Raw genomic sequence first — 15,766 nt, forward strand, 5'->3', positions numbered from 1 at the left:
TACTATCACACCTTGCTTATAAGCAATATTAATTAGTAAAATGAGAGTAGTTCTGCTAAAAAAGGAGAAAGTATATGCATTATACTGAAAGATTATTGGTTCATAAATTAGTGAAAAAACATAATATAAGTTTTGAAATGGTACAAAAACTTCTAAAAGAGTCGAAAAAAAGTTCCTACGAAAATCAAAAAGACTCAAAGAAAATTGCTGAAATAGAAAACCTTATTACGTTCTATGTAAAGAAAGAAGAAAAGAGTGATTAAGGATGAGATTTAAAAAAATTGCATTTGAAAATTACAAAACATATTATGGAAACCAAGAGATAGACTTATCTCTTTCGAATGACGATCAAGAACATGGGCGAAACATTATATTATTGGGTGGATTAAATGGTGCTGGTAAGACTACTATCCTAAAAGCAATTCGATACGCTTTATTTGGAAAAAGAGGGATCACCAAAGAAGAACAAGAGCGGCTGGTAGCTAACACTATTAATAATACATACTTTGAAGAAGGTGGAAGGGATTGTTCTGTTTCCTTATCTCTTCAAATGGATTCAGGAGAAGAGTGGCGTTTAAAAGTTAAATGGCGCTTTGATTCTCGCAAAAAAAACACAGGAGAATATAGAGAAATATTTGTAAAAAAATCTCCTGCTTCCTTAGAAAAAAAATTAAATGTTACCGATCTAGCATCATTTAACTACTTCATTGATCGGATTATTCCATATAATGCTGCGCCATTCTTCATTTTTGACGGAGAAGAAATTAAAGAATTAATTACCAAACAAAGCAGTGCAGAAATGAAAAGAGCCATTCACCAAATTACTGGATTGGACAGCTACAAACTATTAGTTAGCAATCTAAATACACTAGAGTCTCAATTGTATAAAAAACTTTCTTCTGCTACTAATCAAGATACAGTTAATCAAAAACAAAAAGAGCTACAATCATTAGAAAAAGATATTCTGAAATATGAAAAGTATATTAAAAAAACAAAAAAAGAACTACAAGAGGTCGACGAATCCTTAGCAAAAGTGACAGATGAGAGGAACCAAAAAATATCCAGTAATTCTAAGTCTCGGGAAACACTGGTGAAGAAACAAGCAGAGCTTGCTACCAAACTAAAGTTAAAGAAAGAAGAATTTGAGACAGTGTATAAAGACAATATTTTATACATTATCTTAAGTGATGAAATTAAGAGCTTAAAGAGTAGCTTGAAGAAAGAAAATGATGTTAAAAACAAAAAGATCATGAGAGAGAATGCACTAGAACCTTATAATACATTCATAAACAATTTATTAGGAAAAGATATTGATCCTCCATTAACAAAAGAACAACTCAATCAGATCAAGAAGATTGGAGAAAGTGTTTGGTTGAAAGAAGACAACCAATCATCCGAAGTGAAGGCACCTGAAATCCACGACCTATCTACAAGAGATCAGTCCATATTAAATAGCTTACCTATAAAGGATAGACACCTTCTTTATAAAATTAAAGAGGACTTATCTAAATTAATAGAAAAACACCAGCTAATGGAGCAAGAGATCCTTTCTGCGCCCGAATCTGTAAATATAGAAAAAGAAAGCAAACAAATTGCTTATTTACAAGAGAAACGAGGGGTCTTAAACGATAATATCCGCAAGGCATTTAAGAAGTTAACACCGATGAAAGAGCAATTAACAAATGTCAGAAATCAATTAACACGCCTTACATCTTCAGATGTATCATCTGAGGAATTAACTAAGAAATTAGAATATACTACTTACACCAAAGAGTTTGCAGAAGAATTCTTAAATGAAGCAACTCAACTTAAAGCCACAATGATTAGAGATGAATTTGAAGCTATGCTCAAAAAACTCTTCAGAAAGACAGATGAATTCGATGACGTGGTTTTCGATATAAACAATTATTCTATAAGACTTTATAATGAGCTAGGACAAGAAATCAGCATTTTAGATCGTTCTGCTGGCGAAATGCAAATGATTTCATCTGCTCTTATTTGGGCTCTCATTAAGGCTTCAGACTTAGATCTTCCTATGGTAATCGATACGCCTTTGGGTCGCTTAGATAGTGTCCACAGAAACAATTTAATTGAAAACTATTATAAAGAGCTTTCGGATCAAGTAATTATTCTATCGACAGATACAGAAATTACAAAAGAGTACGTTGATATGATGAAAAACCATTCCGCAAAGCAATATCTTTTAGACTATAATGAAGAACATAAATATACATTAATTCGTGACGGATATTTTGATATAGTGGAGGTAAATTGATGGCAAATAAAAAAATGAACTTATCCAAAACAGGAAAAGAACTTCTAGAAAATGCTATCAATTCATTAGATTTGGATAGGCCTTTAGTAATAAAAATAGCATTAGCTAAAGGGCTAGCCTACAATGGTGAATTTGAATTTAATACTGATTCGACACCAAAATGGCCAATACCAGAAGGAATTATTAAGAATAACGAGTACTTAATGTTTAAACACATCATCATTAACAACCTTCAAAAAACTATAGAAGACCAAGAGGTTTCTACCTACATGTTACATTACTTGGAAAAAGGATTACGTGTTATTGATTCTGTAATTAAAGAGAAAAATAGCCTAGAAGACAGTAGGTTTGTTATTTTATAAAAAAAGCAGTAAAAGGTTTCAAGTAACCCTTTTACTGCTTTTTTTCATTCAGAAACCGCCAACCGCACGACAAGCTCCAATCCCGTTTCCAACACATCCTCATCCAAATCGAACTTCGGATGGTGGTGAGGATACCGGCTCTTCTCCCCCTGCATGCCCACGTTGATGAACACTCCTTCTTTCTCCTTCAAGTAATAAGAGAAATCTTCCGCTCCCATCACCGGTTCCAGCTCCATGAAGGCGTCCGCACCGAAGCTCGTTTCGATGAGGGCTTTCGCTTTCTTGCAGGATTCCGGATGGTTATAGAGCGGCGGGGTGCCTTCGATGAATTGGTAGTGGCCTTTGGCACCGAAGCTGTCGCTGATTTTTTCCGTGAGGGTCACGGTTTTCTGGTGCATCATGTCCGCGCCTTCGAACGTGAGGGCGCGGATCGTCCCCTTCAAATGGACTTTATCCGGCACGATGTTGTAGGAGTGTCCCGCTTCCATCTTGCCGAAAGAGATCACGCCAGGGTGCATCGGGTTCAGGTTACGGCTGATGATCGACTGGAAGCTTTGGATCAGATGGGTCGCGATATAGATCGGATCGACCGTTTCGTGCGGGTTGCCGCCGTGGCCGCCGTTTCCTTCGATCGTGATGTCGAAGTCATTGCAGGACGCCATCGCGTAGCCCTCGGCGAAGCCGATTTTTCCTTTCGGGACGTTGGACATGTAATGGATGCCGTAGATGGCATCCACGCCTTCGAGCACTCCGTCTTTCACGAGCTGCTGGGCGCCGCTCGGCGATTCCTCTTCCGAGCTTTGGAAAATCAACACGATGTCGTGCTTGATCTGATCCGGGTGCTCCGTCATCCATTTGGCCGCACCGAGCAGCGTCGCCGTATGGCCATCGTGGCCGCAGGCATGCATGACGCCGGGCACTGTAGAGGTATAGGGATTGTCGCCTTCTTCCTGAATAGGAAGGGCGTCCATATCGGCACGGAGGGCGATCGTTTTCTTCCCTTCCGTCCCTTTGAAAAGGGCGACGACGTTCGGTTCCGAGAATCCAGGCAGAACCGGGATGCCGAGTTCCTCCAGCTGTTTCTTTACGTAAGCGGACGTCTCGTGCTCCTGACCGGACAGTTCCGGGTGCTTATGGAAGTGTCTCCGCTGGTCGATCGTCCATTGGGTCAGTTGTTTATCTATCGCTATCGTTGTCATCATGTCAGCTACCTCCGTTGGTCATAAAGCTTAGAATGGGCCGAATTGGATGGCCTGGGCGATCAGCAGGAAGACGATGGCCATGCCGATCTGGATAAGGATGAGCGGGTACACCCACTTCACCCACTTCGTATATGGAATGCCCGCCATGGCAAGTCCTGCGACGAGGACGCCCGATGTCGGGAAAATCGAGTTCGAAATACCGTCGCCGAGCTGGAAGGCGAGGACGGCTGTCTGTCTCGTCACACCGACGAGGTCCGCGAGTGGTGCGATGATCGGCATCGTCAGCGCCGCCTGTCCGCTTCCGGACGGGACGAGGAAGTTCAGGAACAGCTGGACGAAGAACATGCCGGTCGCGTTCAAGGCAGGCGTCAGTTCTCCTAAGAAGCTCGCTGCATAGAACAGGATCGAATCCATCAATTTCCCGTCCTGGAAGACGACGATGATCGCCTGGGCGAAACCGATGATGAGGGCGCCCGCCATCACCTGTTTGGCACCGTCCATCAGGCTGTCCGCGATTTTATTCGGGGACATTCTCGCAATGATTCCGACGAGGACGCCGAACAAAAGGAAGAGTGCAGCGATCTCTCTGATATACCAGCCGAACTGTAGCACACCGTAAATCAGTACGCCGAAGTTCGCAAGGAAGACGAGAAGGATCCATTTGTGATGCGTCTCCATCTTCACTTCCGATGTCGTCTTGAATTTATCTTTCGGAGCATTTCCGAAATAACGGAGCTCCGGATACTTTTTCACTTTTTTCGCATAGCGGTAAATGTAGAAGACTGCGACCAGATAGAAGCTCGCAAGCAGGATGATCCGGAATCCCATGCCGGAATAAAGCGGCAGTTCGGCGATCCCTTGAGCGACAGCGACGTTGAACGGGTTCATCACCGCACTCATGAAGCCGATGTTCGCCCCGACCGCAACCATGGCGTAGCCGACGATCGAGTCGAATCCGAGTGAAATCGCAAGCGGAGCGACGATGGCGATGTAGATGATCGTCTCCTCCGCCATCCCCATCAACGACCCGAGGATCGCGAAGAACAGGGTCAGCACAGGTATCAGCAGCAGTTCCTTATCCGCAAGCTTCTTCGTAAGCGTGAAAATCAGCGCATCCAGCGCCCCGGTCGCCTTCAGGATTCCGAAGGCACCTCCGATGATGAGGACGAAGAAGATGATCCCCGCTCCGTTCACCATTCCGGTATGGATGCTTCCGAATACGTCGAAGAAGCCGACCGGCGACTGATCCGTGAACTCGAAGGAATCAGGATCGACGACCGTACGTCCGTCCTGTTCGACCCGCTGGTATTCCCCCGCCGGCAGGATATAGGTCAGTACCGCGGAAAGGATGATGACCCCGAAGATGAGTGCAAAGGCGTTGATGTTGATTCCCTTATTCTCCTTCGGTTGATTCGGTTGTGGTGTCGTTTGCTGATTACTATGTGCCATCTGCCTGATCTCCTTTTCGTGAAGCTGGAAGTAAACGAAAAACAGCAGCGTCCCCGCCGCTGCTGCATCAGTAGGTATGTATCCATCATGCCGTGACAATGATTCCGATCCAAGCTTCCCTCTGACTGCGCTTTTGACGTCCAACTCTATGAATGTTTATGCATTATATCGTATATTAAAACAATCAATAACGCAAGGAGATAATCAATTAATTTGAATAAAAAGATGGATTTTTGTATAAATATTCGTTTTACAGCTTCATACTCTCATAGATTTCCAGAAGCGTACCGGCCGGATCCCGGAAATGGGCGACCTTGATCCCCCAATCCTTCTGTTCCGTCGGCGTAGTAAGAAACGTCACCTTCTCCCGCATCTCCTCATACACCGCTTCCACATCATCCACCCGGAAGATCAGCGCCGCCGTATCGACCCGAGGGATTTCCTCCTTATATATCTCCCCGACCGCCTCCATCATCTGCCTGCGCTCGAACAGACCGAGCGTACAGCCTTGGAAACGGAAGTCAGCATAGTTCGAATCCTCATCTCCCCAAACGACCGCAAAGCCGAGGACAGTCTTATAGAAGTGAAAGCATTCCTTGTAGTTATCGACAAGAAGGCGGGTGTGCGTCATTTCCATCTGCAGGTCTCCTTTTACGGTTTCCTTCATTTTACCAAATTTTCTAACTATTTTCTCCACAAAAAAAAGCAAGGCTCCATAGAGTCCTGCTTCTTTCATAGCGGTCTGTCCAGCCAGCCTCAGCCGATGCTTTTTCTCATCTGATACTGTTGGATGACATCCCCCGCCACAAGATCCGCCAACCCTTCATATTCCTTCGTATCCATCATTAAATTATGAACGGAAAGCTGTTCGATTCCGAAGTCCACCTTCAACTGCTGGAGGATGGCGGGGATGCGGGACGTCAGCGATTGATCGGTCACCTGCATCTGCAGGACCATCGCCTTCGCTTCTCTCTGCATGAAGGATATCCAGCCGACCCTTTCCCCGTCCAGACAGATGTGGTACGCATTCCCCGTCCGTTCCAGGCGGTTCTGCCACGGCGTGCGGTACGGTTCCGTCACATCCTCCTCCTCTTTTTCAAAGCGTATGTCCGGAAGACCATCATCCGGGGACGGCAAAGCGCCAAGCCCGGCGACCATCAGTTCGTTGATGGTTTCGAATCCGTATGCCTCATAAATCTGCCAGGCACGTGTGTTTTCCGTGATGACTTCAAGCAGGACTTCGGCACAGTCCGCTTCTTCCGCGGTTTTGACAGCGAAGTCCAGCAGTTTTCGGGCGATGCCCCTTCCCCGGAACTTCGGACGGACGGCCATGCCGCCGATCCACGCCTGCTTCGTCTCCTGGAACACATCGATCCCGAGCAGCAGAACGGCGGCGATTTTCCCTTCTTCTATGTACACGACCGAGTGCTCCTTCGATAATCCCTGCTTCTCGATACGGTTCGCGAGTTGCTCTTCTGTCATCTGCATCGGCACGACGTAATCGGAGAATCCGTCGTTCATCGCCTCCGTCACATCCCCGAGCGGCACAGCTTGCATAGATTGGAACATTTCCAACGCCTCCTCTAGCCCTTTTCTATTATTATACCAAGAACCCCCTCCCTAAAGTCATAGAACGATAGGTACATATCCCCCGAAACCCGTTGAAATCCTTTCCAGTTATGTTACGGTGGAATTAACTGGAAGTTATCAAACAACTAAAGGAGTGGAGCGCATGAGAAAAAGCTTTCAGCTGTTAGGCATGGCCGTCGTCCTTTTGGTTTTCGGTTTCAGTCTCCCGATCACATCCTTCGCCGCCGGCACGGGTGGACAGTCGGGATCGATCGACCTTGCGAACTTGAATGATAACGAAAACGTTACGATTGAAAAATTGACCTATGATGAGATGATTGAAGAAATCGCCGCCAATGAGGGTATTTCCGTCGAGAAGGCGAAAGCCCAGCACCCGGATAAATCGAACGAACTGCAGAACGCCGCATCCAAACGTGCGACGACAGAAGGAAGCTCTTGCGGAGCCGTCGACCCGCACCGGATCGGCGTCAGCCTTGATGTGAGTTCTTCGTACAAGCCGACCCTGAACCTCTATGTCTGGACATGCGGTAGCGGGTCCTTCTATTCTTTTGAAGAAATCGAGGATGTCGATATCAACCGCTCCTACAATGGAACATCAAAAGGCTTCGGTGGCAGCATCAAAGCCGAATTGACGAGCTCGACGACCATCTGGTGGAAGGTGAACGGAGATTTCTATAACAACCAGGAAATGACGATCTCCGGCTCTGCGACAGCGAGCGGCCTCGTCTGGTCCGGAACAGCCTCTGTCAGCAGCACATCCAACCACTACGCCTATATCTACGACTATGACACGTATTCCATTTATTAAAAAAACGACCAAATAGAGGCATCCGCCTATTCAACAAAATCGGTCCATCTGTTAAGGTGTCTATAAATACGGCTCCAAAGAGGTGCATACCATGAAGCTATTCAAATGCTTGATTGTCGGTTTATCCGCCCTGGCTCTGGTCGCATGCCAAAGCCAGGACACCGCATCCGGAAACGAAACGGAAGATACCGGGGCTTCGGAAGAGGAAGCGTCCTATGACGGGAAGCCCCTCGTCTTTGCTTACGCAGGGGAAGACGAACCGCCGGAAGTGGAGAACCTGGAATTGGTCCCTGTCGATTTGGCAGAGCTTGAGAGCGATGAACGCGACTATGACGGCTTGATCGTATCGAAGGATGCCTTCGATACGGCCGACGGGAACGAGTACGTCGAGTTTTACGAGCAGTCCCCGTACCCGATTTTCTTCCTCGGAGCGGATGAGACGCACATTCATGCGTTTCTGATGGAAGACCTGTCTGTCGGTACCGTGAATAACGAAGGTGCCGGCTACGTCCAGGGCGTCTACAACAGCCCGGACGGCGAGAAGAAGACGTGGGACATCTACCCGGAAGAAGGAGAGGAGAACGTCGATGAAGCGATGATCTACGAGATTGCCGACGTCGTGGAGACGTTCCAGAACGAACAGGAAGCATGATCATAGAAGCCGCCGCGCCTGTCCCCCGATGGGCGCGGCGGCTTCTTGATGTTTTGACTCCCATAATTTTCTTCCCGTATGATGGAAGGGACAAAACCATAGGGAAGTGTAACCAGTGAATAAAAGGATAAACCAGGAGCTGCGGGAACATCTCGACCAGTTTCCCGGCTTTGACGACTACATGAACGAAGCCTATCTGCCTGCGATCCGTGCGAATTCCGCGGAAAGGAAAGAGCCGTACACGGATCCGGCCGTTTCCATTACCGATGAGACGATCACAGGACCGGACGGCGATGCGCTGAAATGGAAAATCTACCGGCCGAAGGACAGCGACGAGACGCTGCCCGTCCTGTTGTGGATGCATGGCGGCGGATTCATCCTCGGCGCGTATGACGAAAGCGACGGCCTGTGCAGCGACATCGTCAAGACGGCCGGCTGTGTCGTCGTTTCCGTCGACTACCGCCTTGCCCCGGAGCACCCGTATCCCGCTGCCCTCGAGGATTGCTATGCGGCGCTGACGTGGATCGCCGACCATCACGAAGCGATGAACATCGACCGCGACCGGATCGGCGTCGCCGGCGTTAGTGCCGGAGGCGGCTTGACGGCGGCACTCGCCCTGCTTGCCCGTGACCGGCAATACCCGTCGATCTGTTTCCAAATGCCGCTCTATCCGATGATCGACGACCGCAACGACACTCCATCGGCGCACGAAATCACCGAAGGGATGGTCTGGAACCACAAGACGAACGCCTTCGGCTGGCGGATGTATTTAGGTGCTCTTCACGACACGGACGACGTCCCCGCCTACGCCGCCCCTGCCCGGGCCGCGGACTACAGCGGACTGCCGTACACGTACACGTGCATCGGCCAGCTCGACCCCTTCCGCAGCGAAACGCTCACCTATGTCACGAAGCTTGCCGAAGCAGGGGTGGACGTCGAATTCCACCTCTATCCCGGCGCCTACCACGGCTTCGAACAAGTCGCACCGGAAGCAGCCTTATCGAAGCGCGCCCGGGAAGAATACATCCAGGCCGTGAAGCAGGCCTTCGAACGGACGGAAACATAAAAAGGACGGAGCCGAAGCTCCGTCCTTTTTTTCTGATTCATGCCATCCGATCCTCCGTCACCGCTTTGCGGAAGTCGGAATGATAGACGATGTGCTCCCGGTTGAACTCGACGGGCGACTTCAATCCGGCGATGGCGGCGAGGTCGAAGAGCCCTTTACGGAGTGCGATCAAATAATTGGTGACGCGGTACTCCTTCTCCTCGATCGTCAACGCCTCCTGAAGCTTCTTGTCCGTCGTGGCGACGCCGACCGGGCACGTGTTCTTATGGCATACCTGCGACATGATGCAGCCGACGCTGATCATGAAGCCGCGGGCGATGTTGATCAGATCCGCCCCGAGCGCAAGCGCCATCGCGATCTTATCCGGCGTCAGCAGCTTCCCGGAAGCGATGATCTTCGTCCGCTCCCGCAGGCCGTGCCGCTTCAAGGCGTCATCGACCATCGGAACTGCTGAGAACGCCGGCAGTCCGACCGAATTGGCGAGGGCATAATAGGACGCGCCCGTACCGCCCTCGCTGCCGTCGACCGTGATGAAATCCGGGACGATGTTTTCCTCCTCCATCGCTGTGATCAGCCGCTCCAGCTGGTTCTCGCTTCCGACGACGATCTTCATGCCGACCGGCTTGTCCCCGACCGTCCGCAGCTCCTCGAGAAAATGAAGCAGCTGTGCCGGCGTATCGATCCCGGGGAAGCGGTTCGGACTGTCGATCTCCTCGCCCGCCTTCACCTTACGGATCTCGGCGATTTCTTCGGTGACCTTCCTGCCGTCGACGTGCCCGCCCCTCGTCTTCGCGCCTTGGGCGAGCTTCAGTTCGAAAGCCTTGATCTGATCGGTCCCGGCATGGTTACGGAACTCCTCCCAGGAAAAATCGCCGTCTTTCGTGCGCACGCCGAACAAGCCCGGGCTGATCTGCATGATGATATCGACGTCGCCCTTCAAGTGGTAGGGCGACACACTGCCTTCCCCCGTATTCATCCACGTACCGCCCGCACGGCCGAGCCCTTTCGACAGCGCCGTGATCGCATGATCGCCGAGCGACCCGAAGCTCATCGCCGACTGGCCGATCAATCCCTTCGGTCTGAACGGCTGTGTCACCGTATCCTGCCCTAACACGACACGATCGTCCTCATGAAGATAGACCGGATCGAGCTCGCCATCCTCCGCATGCTCCCGCCGGCTGAACAGCTTCTCCTTATCGACGTCATACAGCTTCGTCGCGACCGGTGCCGCTTCCTCTTTGCGCAGCTCCTCATCCTTGACCGGGAACATGTCGTTCACCAAATAGTACCCGTCTTCCGTGAAATCCCGCTCCGCGCCGTACGACATCAGCCGGGAATTGTATTTCGCCGCCTTGTTGACGAATTCGAATTCCTTGCGGTTGAACGGCTTCCCTTCCCTGTCATTATGGAACAGATACTGCCGCAGCTCCGGACCCATCTTCTCGATTATGTAGCGGAACTTCCCGAGCAGCGGATAATTGCGCAGGACCGAATGCTCCTCCTGCTTCTCATCATGAATATACAGCCGCAGCAAAAGCACGACCGGAACAAAAACGACAATCGCGAACAATACGGACAAACTCACCAACAGCACACTGTCCACTGTGCTCCACTCCTTCCAAATATGGGAATATAACTTTTCTACCCCGGAAGAAGCCGATAAAACATGAAAATCCTTGATGTAAAGGATTTCCTACACATGGAGAAGCCCCGTTCCCTTGCACTTTTCGGCCAATACCATTAAAGTATATACTGGTTGAAATCCAGTCTGACTGGTTATAGATAAAGTAAGAAGTCATTCACTGAACAATTCTCATAAAAGAAAGGGTTTCCTATATGATGAAAGATAATTTTTGGCATGAGCTGCCGCGGCCGTTTTTTGTTCTTGCACCGATGGAAGCTGTGACGGATGTCGTTTTTCGTCATGTCGTGACCGAAGCAGCGAGACCGGACGTGTTCTTCACGGAATTCACTAATACAGAAAGCTACTGTCATCCGAAAGGGAAAGACAGCGTACGGGGACGCCTGACGTTCACGGAAGACGAACAGCCGATCGTCGCCCACATCTGGGGCGACAAACCCGAATACTTCCGCCAGATGAGCATCGGCATGGCCGAAATGGGCTTCAAGGGCATCGACATCAACATGGGCTGTCCTGTCCAGAACGTCGCCGGGAACGGCAAAGGCTCCGGCCTGATCCGCCGTCCGGAAGTCGCCGCCGAGCTGATCGAAGCAGCCAAAGCGGGAGGACTTCCCGTCAGCGTCAAGACCCGCCTCGGCTACACGAAAGTCGACGAGTGGTTCGACTGGCTCAAGCACCTTCTCGAGCAGGACATCGTCAATCTGTCCATCCACCTCCGCACGAAGAAGGAAATGAGCAACTACGATGCCCACTGGGAGCTGATCCCGGACATCGTCAAGCTCCGCGATGAAGTGGCTCCGGATACCCTGATCACCATCAACGGGGACATCCCGGACCGCCAGAAAGGTCTTGAGCTCGCCGAGAAATATGGCGTCGACGGCATCATGATCGGACGTGGCATTTTCCACAACCCGTTCGCCTTCGAAACAGAGAAGAAAGAGCACACGAGCGCCGAACTGCTCGACCTGCTCCGCCTGCAGCTCGACCTGCACGACAAATATTCCGAAGAACTGGAGCCGCGTCTCTTCAAACCGCTCCGCCGCTTCTTCAAAATCTACGTCCGCGGCTTCCGCGGCGCAAGCGAGCTGCGGAACCAGCTGATGAGCACGAACTCGACCGACGAAGTGCGCGCGCTTCTGGATGAATTCGCAGCGGGAGACGGCGTGGAGGAAGCAGAAGGGTTTTCGGTTAAGTAATGGCATAGAGTGATGAAGAGAGGAGGGCCGTCGCGGCTCTCCTTTTTTTATTGGAAAAGAAAAAAGCCTTCCATGGTGTTGGAAGACTCACATTTTTTGCTGTTCCCATCTCTTCCTAGCTCTCTACCCCTTAACAGATAGAAAATACCTATCAATAACTTCAGTCCAGGATGGTAACACTTTGTTGTTCATACAGTTTCTTTATATCAGGATTGACCTTCTCGGTTATCAGATAAGTCAACTCTTCCGTAGGACATACGATATGATTGGAAATGGTGTCGAGCTTATCACTGGTGACCATGCCTAGAATTTCCGTCGATACGGCGGCCATTTTCCGTTTGACGAGCGCTTCCGCCATACTGGGGACGCTGATTCCATTCTGAGCATCGATTTTATAAATCCCCATGATATACAAATCGGCTCTCATGGCATTCAAAGATTCGAACGTATCAATGCCTAAGTTGACCATCGACTGCTTGAACAGCGTCCCACCAACCATAATAACCTCTACCGATTCATGATTAGTAAGAGCCGTCGCTATCGGAGGACTGTTCGTAATGACCGTGGCCTTTAAGGACATGGGAAGTTGATGGACCAACTGCAGGTTCGTCGTTCCACCGTCAATCAACAAAACCATGTCGTCATGGATAAACTCCAGCGCCTTGGATGCCAGGCTCAATTTAGATTCGTTATAGATCCCCTGTCTCGTTGAGAAGTCTTCAACGGGAGGTCCCTTCCTCAGTGCTCCGCTGTGAACCCTCTTGATCACCCCTTGATTATGCAGTTCTTTCAAATCTCTCCTTATCGTATCTTCCGAGACCGAAAGCCGTTTACTCAAATCACTGGCGATCACCTTGTGTTCTTCGTTAAGAATATCAACAATTTTTTGTTGGCGTTCCTGCTTCAGCATATGTGAAATACTCCTTATTATCATTTCTTAAATTATAGCACACCCCACGCACAAACATGCAAATCCAAGCAAAGAAAACGCTTTACTTTTCTGATAACCTGCATTAACATGATAAAAAAGGCATTAACAATTACTCAAGGAGGCACAAACATGCAAAAAGAAGTAACCATTGCCCCATCTATCATGTGCGCGGATCTTCTCAATTTAGAAAGTGGAGTAAAGGAGCTGGAAAAGGAAGGGTTGGATACCTTACACATCGATATCATCGATGGATCGTTCAGCCCAAGCATGCCGCTCGGTTTATCCACGGTTGAACAATTGCGAAAGAAAACCGACATGAATTTCGATGTCCATATCATGTCCGAAGACAACGAATTCTTCATCAATGAAATGCTGAAGATCGGAGCGGAACAGATCACCTTCCACATCGAAACCAGCTCCCACATCGACCGCTACATCAAGCTGATCAAACAGCAGGGCGCAAAAGTCGGTATTGCATTAAACCCTGCCACGCCGCTGTCGGTTCTGGAGTATGTACTGCCACAATGCGATACCGTTCTTTTGATGCTTATCAATCCAGGTTTTGCTACGGACAAGAATGAAAAACAAGTCTCGTATGCCGTAGAAAAAGTAGAAGCATTGGCACGGATGATCTCAGACAAAGGACTTGATACAAAAATAGAAGTAGACGGGCGTGTCTCTTTCGATACGATACCAGAGCTGGTTAGCGCCGGCGCAGATATCTTAGTCGCAGGGAGCACGAGCTTGTTCCAATCCGACCATTCTACAGCGCATAACAAGAAATTGATGGAACAGTTGATTGCAGAAGGATTGAAAGAGGAGGTCAAACAATTATGAGCAGCTATACGGCAGCACAAAGAAAAATCACTGAAGAGATCACAACCACGTTGACCAACGTAAACAGCGAAGATGTCGATCGTCTGATTGCAGAAATAAACAAAGCGGAGAAAGTATTTTTTGTAGGAGTCGGGCGCGTGCTTTTATCCCTGAAGTCCATAGCAAAGCGTTTGTCCCATATCGGAATCCAAACGTATGTCGTCGGGCAGATTACAGAGCCCGCCATTACAGATAAAGATCTATTGATCGTCGGTTCAGGAAGTGGAGAGACACAGTTCCCGCTGATCATAGCCGGCAAAGCCAAGCAGTTCCATGCAAAAGTCGCTCATATCGGAACAAACCCGGACAGCTCGATGAGCAAATACGCGGACCTTTTCATAAGAATTCCAATCACTTCAAACACCGAAGATGAAGGAGCTGTCGTATCGGAACAACCAATGAAAAGCCTGTTTGAACAAAGCCTATTATTGCTTGGGGATACGTTAGCGTTGATGATGGTCGACGAAAAGAACATCGAATTGAACTCCCTTTGGGAATATCACGCAAACCTGGAATAGCCAGAAGAAAGGAGGCCTTCTTATGAAATCGCTGCATTTTGGTGCCGGGAATATCGGAAGAGGATTGATCGGCTGCCTGTTGAACAAAACCGGATTGGATGTCTGCTTTGTCGATGTTAACGAAGAGACCGTGGATCAGCTCAACCGCCAAAAGGGATACGCCGTCAAAATTTTGGATGACCAACACTCGAAGTATTGGATAGAGCCCGTTCACGCGATCTCCGGCCGCTCCGAAGATGTGAGCAAAGCCATTATCGAAACGGACCTCATCACAACATCGGTAGGGCCGGATAATTTGGCTAAAATCGCTCCCGCCATTGCCAAGGGGCTAATGGAACGAGTAAAGCAGGACAAGAAGCCGATCCAAGTCATCGCCAATGAGAATATGGTGAATGCCTCTACTAAATTACAAGAGGAAGTATACAAACACATCCCGGAAGATGAAAAGAGTGCTATACTTTCAAAGGTCGGCTTCCCGAATTCGGCCATCGACCGTTTATCCCTTTCTGAATCCAGCCCGGACGGCGAAATTACGTTAGTAGAACCTTACTATGAGTGGATCATTGAAACCGGAGGAAAGCGCAGCCAAGACCTGCCTCCTATAAAAGATGTCACATATGTCGAAACACTGGGTCCATTCATAGAAAGAAAATTATTCATGGTCAACCTCGGCCATGCAGCGGTGGCATACACCGCCTTCCTTAAAGGACATTCCACCATACAAAGTGCACTGGATGACCCGGAAGTGGAAGGGATTCTTAAGAGAACCCTTCAAGAATCCTCTGCCTACTTTATGGAAGCTTATGACTTTAATAAAACAGAGATGGATGAGTTCATAGACAGAACCATCCAACGCTTCAAAAATAAGAATATACGTGATGACGTCACACGTGTCGCTCGTTCTCCTATCAGAAAGCTGGGCTTTCAGGAAAGGATCATTGCTCCGATGCGCTCCTTGTTCCAATTGGAATTACCAATCGACAACTTGTTGAGCGTAGCAGCGGCTGCTCTTTCCTACGATAATCCGGAAGATGAAGAGTCCGTCGCACTTCAGAATCATATTCGTGACCACGGCATAGAAGAAGCGATCATCCACTTCACTTCCATAAAGGAAAGCGCTTTACGTACGAGGATCAAAGACTGCTATCTCAAGGTGCAGAACAGTCAAACAAAGACAATAAATAACGGAAGGTGATACA

16 protein-coding genes are annotated in these 15,766 nt (G+C 48.9%); 10 read left to right on the forward strand and 6 right to left on the reverse strand.

Translation table 11 applies throughout. The features are described from left to right. Positions 1–74: 74 nt before the first annotated feature. Genes M662_RS19155 through M662_RS19165 form a run of 3 tightly spaced genes read left to right on the forward strand, consistent with a single transcriptional unit; the run spans position 75 to position 2,637 of the window. On the forward strand, positions 75–263 hold the full coding sequence (locus M662_RS19155) for a hypothetical protein (protein ID WP_026577662.1): 189 nt from the start codon (positions 75–77) through the stop codon (positions 261–263). Between the two features lie 2 nt (positions 264–265). Continuing rightward, positions 266–2,275 (forward strand): DNA sulfur modification protein DndD, encoded by a 2,010-nt coding sequence (dndD, locus tag M662_RS19160; protein ID WP_026577661.1) that lies wholly within the window; start codon positions 266–268, stop codon positions 2,273–2,275. Beyond that, the gene (locus tag M662_RS19165; RefSeq protein WP_026577660.1) at positions 2,275–2,637 is read left to right on the forward strand and encodes a hypothetical protein; all 363 of its coding nucleotides are present in this window, start codon (positions 2,275–2,277) and stop codon (positions 2,635–2,637) included. The genes dndD and M662_RS19165 overlap by 1 nt, the downstream gene beginning before the upstream one ends. 44 nt (positions 2,638–2,681) lie before the next feature. On the opposite strand, the gene M662_RS19170 is transcribed toward M662_RS19165, so the two are convergent. From M662_RS19170 to M662_RS19185, 4 genes are all read right to left on the reverse strand, one after another. Beyond that, complete coding sequence (locus tag M662_RS19170) at positions 2,682–3,839, reverse strand: M20 metallopeptidase family protein (protein ID WP_035388100.1); 1,158 nt, start codon at positions 3,837–3,839, stop codon at positions 2,682–2,684. A gap of 27 nt (positions 3,840–3,866) precedes the next feature. Then, positions 3,867–5,288: a YfcC family protein gene (locus tag M662_RS19175; protein ID WP_026577658.1), complete on the reverse strand. Its 1,422-nt coding sequence runs from the start codon at positions 5,286–5,288 to the stop codon at positions 3,867–3,869. Between the two features lie 250 nt (positions 5,289–5,538). Then, positions 5,539–5,925 carry a VOC family protein gene (locus M662_RS19180; RefSeq protein ID WP_026577657.1) on the reverse strand — a complete coding sequence of 129 codons (387 nt, stop codon included), beginning with the start codon at positions 5,923–5,925 and terminating at the stop codon, positions 5,539–5,541. Between the two features lie 119 nt (positions 5,926–6,044). Next, positions 6,045–6,857, reverse strand: a complete 813-nt coding sequence (locus M662_RS19185) for a GNAT family N-acetyltransferase (protein WP_026577656.1) — start codon at positions 6,855–6,857, stop codon at positions 6,045–6,047. 163 nt (positions 6,858–7,020) lie between these two features. Between M662_RS19185 and M662_RS19190 the strand changes: the two genes are divergently transcribed. From M662_RS19190 to M662_RS19200, 3 genes are all read left to right on the forward strand, one after another. Next, positions 7,021–7,686 carry a hypothetical protein gene (locus tag M662_RS19190; RefSeq protein WP_026577655.1) on the forward strand — a complete coding sequence of 222 codons (666 nt, stop codon included), beginning with the start codon at positions 7,021–7,023 and terminating at the stop codon, positions 7,684–7,686. Positions 7,687–7,777: 91 nt separating this feature from the next. Then, the gene (locus M662_RS19195) at positions 7,778–8,338 is read left to right on the forward strand and encodes a hypothetical protein (protein ID WP_008634345.1); all 561 of its coding nucleotides are present in this window, start codon (positions 7,778–7,780) and stop codon (positions 8,336–8,338) included. Positions 8,339–8,453: 115 nt separating this feature from the next. Beyond that, positions 8,454–9,404, forward strand: coding sequence for an alpha/beta hydrolase fold domain-containing protein (locus tag M662_RS19200; protein ID WP_026577654.1), 951 nt, complete (start codon positions 8,454–8,456; stop codon positions 9,402–9,404). Between the two features lie 37 nt (positions 9,405–9,441). Here the strand turns inward: M662_RS19200 and M662_RS19205 are convergent, their stop codons facing one another. After that, positions 9,442–11,007 carry an FMN-binding glutamate synthase family protein gene (locus M662_RS19205; protein ID WP_035388098.1) on the reverse strand — a complete coding sequence of 522 codons (1,566 nt, stop codon included), beginning with the start codon at positions 11,005–11,007 and terminating at the stop codon, positions 9,442–9,444. Between the two features lie 236 nt (positions 11,008–11,243). Between M662_RS19205 and M662_RS19210 the strand changes: the two genes are divergently transcribed. Then, positions 11,244–12,242, forward strand: coding sequence for a tRNA dihydrouridine synthase (locus M662_RS19210; RefSeq protein WP_008634350.1), 999 nt, complete (start codon positions 11,244–11,246; stop codon positions 12,240–12,242). A 160-nt stretch (positions 12,243–12,402) separates the two neighbouring features. On the opposite strand, the gene M662_RS19215 is transcribed toward M662_RS19210, so the two are convergent. Then, a complete protein-coding gene (locus M662_RS19215) occupies positions 12,403–13,152 on the reverse strand; it encodes a DeoR/GlpR family DNA-binding transcription regulator (RefSeq protein WP_008634352.1) in 750 nt (249 codons plus the stop codon). Positions 13,153–13,302: 150 nt separating this feature from the next. On the opposite strand from M662_RS19215, the gene M662_RS19220 reads away from it, so the two are divergent. The 3 genes from M662_RS19220 to M662_RS19230 are packed head-to-tail and all read left to right on the forward strand — an operon-like array spanning position 13,303 to position 15,762. Continuing rightward, on the forward strand, positions 13,303–14,010 hold the full coding sequence (locus tag M662_RS19220) for a ribulose-phosphate 3-epimerase (RefSeq protein WP_008634353.1): 708 nt from the start codon (positions 13,303–13,305) through the stop codon (positions 14,008–14,010). After that, complete coding sequence (hxlB, locus tag M662_RS19225; protein WP_008634355.1) at positions 14,007–14,567, forward strand: 6-phospho-3-hexuloisomerase; 561 nt, start codon at positions 14,007–14,009, stop codon at positions 14,565–14,567. The genes M662_RS19220 and hxlB overlap by 4 nt, the downstream gene beginning before the upstream one ends. 22 nt (positions 14,568–14,589) lie before the next feature. Then, positions 14,590–15,762, forward strand: coding sequence for a mannitol-1-phosphate 5-dehydrogenase (locus tag M662_RS19230; RefSeq protein WP_008634357.1), 1,173 nt, complete (start codon positions 14,590–14,592; stop codon positions 15,760–15,762). Positions 15,763–15,766: the final 4 nt, after the last annotated feature.

Origin of the sequence: Bacillus sp. SB49 (genome assembly GCF_000469135.2) — a bacterium.
GTDB lineage: Bacteria > Bacillota > Bacilli > Bacillales > Halobacillaceae > Halobacillus.